This window comes from Occallatibacter sp. (genome assembly GCF_049802275.1).
GTDB lineage: Bacteria > Acidobacteriota > Terriglobia > Terriglobales > Acidobacteriaceae > Telmatobacter.
Map to the genome: position 1 here is coordinate 1 of NZ_JBARMD010000565.1, position 2,059 is coordinate 2,059.

Annotated in this window: 2 protein-coding genes; one reads left to right on the forward strand and one right to left on the reverse strand. The window is 60.5% G+C overall.

Features of this window, described 5'->3' with window-relative positions; genetic code table 11:
* The first annotated feature begins 93 nt into the window (after window positions 1-93).
* Window positions 94-987, forward strand: a complete 894-nt coding sequence (locus WA354_RS19470; protein WP_472814683.1) for an ROK family protein — start codon at window positions 94-96, stop codon at window positions 985-987.
* Between the two features lie 81 nt (window positions 988-1,068).
* Here the strand turns inward: WA354_RS19470 and WA354_RS19475 are convergent.
* Window positions 1,069-2,059: RDD family protein (locus tag WA354_RS19475; RefSeq protein WP_472814684.1), on the reverse strand; the 991-nt coding region annotated here is incomplete at its 5' end.

Here is a 2,059-nt window from a genome sequence, read left to right on the forward strand (position 1 = left end):
GGGGTAAGCGGAGCGAAGGATCTGCTTTGGGTCGCTGGCACACGAAATCTAGATGCAAAGGTCACGGCTTGATAAGTCCCCACGGAGGGCAAAATGACTACCGCAATCGGCGTTGTAGTAACTGAACACATTGTTGCCGGCAGGCTCGAAGATATGCGCCTCGTTGGAGAGACCGTGCGCTATCCTCAGAACGCCGACGAGGTCGATGCGCTCAACGGACTCCCCGTCGGCGAATTCGTTGAAATCCTCGCCGGCGAAATCATTTCCGTCGTCGGCAAAGGAGATGTGGACGCGATCGGCGTTGCCGTTCCAGGTGTCATTCGCCACGGCGTTGTCGAAGACTCGCCCAATCTCACCCAGATCAAAGGCATGCGCCTCGCCGAAGAACTCACCCGCGTCCTCACCGCCAAAGGTGTCGCTGCACCCGTCCACATCGCCAACGATGCCGATGCTATCGCCGCCGGCGTCGCCGCCACTCGCGGCCAACTCAACAAGCTCACGCGCGTGTGGACCATCGGCAACGGCATCGGTTACGGCCGCTGGCCCTATGTCGAAGGCGTTTGGGAAGGCGGCCACATCACTGTCACCCTCGACCCCAAGGAGCGCTTCTGCGGGTGCGGCGGTGTTGGTCATCTCGAAGGCATCATGGGCTATCGCGCCATGCGCATGCGCTTCCTCGATCTCGAGCCGGAAGAGGTGTTCGCGCAAGCCAAGAAGGGCGACACACGTTGCCGCGAATTCGTAGACATGTGGCACTGCGCGCTCGCGGCGGCAACCGCCTCGTTCATTCATCTCGCCGGCCCCGGTCGCTTCTACTTCACCGGTCACAACGTAGGCTTCCTCGACATCCCCATGCTGCGCCGACATCTTGAAACCATGGTCAAGATGAGTCCGCTCCTGAGCTACTCGCTCGAGATCCTGCCCAACGACGACGCCACCGCATTACTCGGCGCCGGCGTCAGCGCCATCCGCGCTCTCGCTTCGTAAGCAGATTCTCTACGAAACAATCCGTCCCTTGCGGCGAGCCTTCGTGCAGAAGCCAGAAACTGAGAGTTGGAAGCTACGGAATCAGCTGAGCCGCAGGTAAGTCTTCGAGAGCCGATCGTGCCAGCTCATCTGGTCCTCGTCGAAGATCGACCAGACCATTCCCAGTCCTACGGGAAGAACCGAGATCAGCATCGCCTTCATCCGCCCCTTGATCTGTGCAGGCGTAGGAATTTCCTCGTCGAAGGTGCACAGCGAAAGCTGCGCATATCGCATCCCCGGCGTCACCTTGGCAAAAGAAAGGAAGAACCACTCGTACAAAGCGGCGAATCCCAACGTCACGATTACTCCGCACACCTCGGATACGCGAATGCTCGGCAATTGGTCAAACCGCGAAGCAACAAGATACGCCAGACCCCACACCAGACCCAGGATCAACGCCGCATCCACCATTGTCGCCATCATCCGCCGGCTGAAAGGTGCCTGGTAAAGCCTCGGAGCGTCAGGCTGTATCGCATAGTAGTCGGGCAGGGGCTGCGGCTGCTCATCGAGCTTGATCTCCTGCCAGCTCGATCCGATCCAGGTCGGCTCGGTCGCCGTCGAAGCCATGGCAGCCATTGGATCAATCGAAACACTGTTCGGATCTACTTCAAAGATGCTGAGCTGTTGCGGATCGGATGACTCTGGAAGCGCTTCCGTAATGCGTGGGCGCATTCGACGCGTGGCGACAATCTCGCGCGGAAACTCGATGAGGTTCGCCGGGATCGGCTGCGCAGCCTCGACAGCCTCATAGAGCGGCCGGTCATTGTACGGGTCCGCGACGTCGGCTGGCGCGTCCCACGCATAGCTGATCGTAGAACGAGTCTCCTGGTTTGTCGGACGCACGGGCATATCCGGCGCCCAGCGAACCTCGATCCCACCCTCTGCCCCGCCGTTCTGCGCCGCAGCCACAGAGTTTTGCGGCTGCCTCTCCCGTATCTCTGCTTCGACCTGGTGTGCCGCATATTCGGGCTCGGAAACCGGGTCGCCATTGTTCTCGATGTGGTCGAGGACGGCCTGCGCAGCGGCCTGTGCC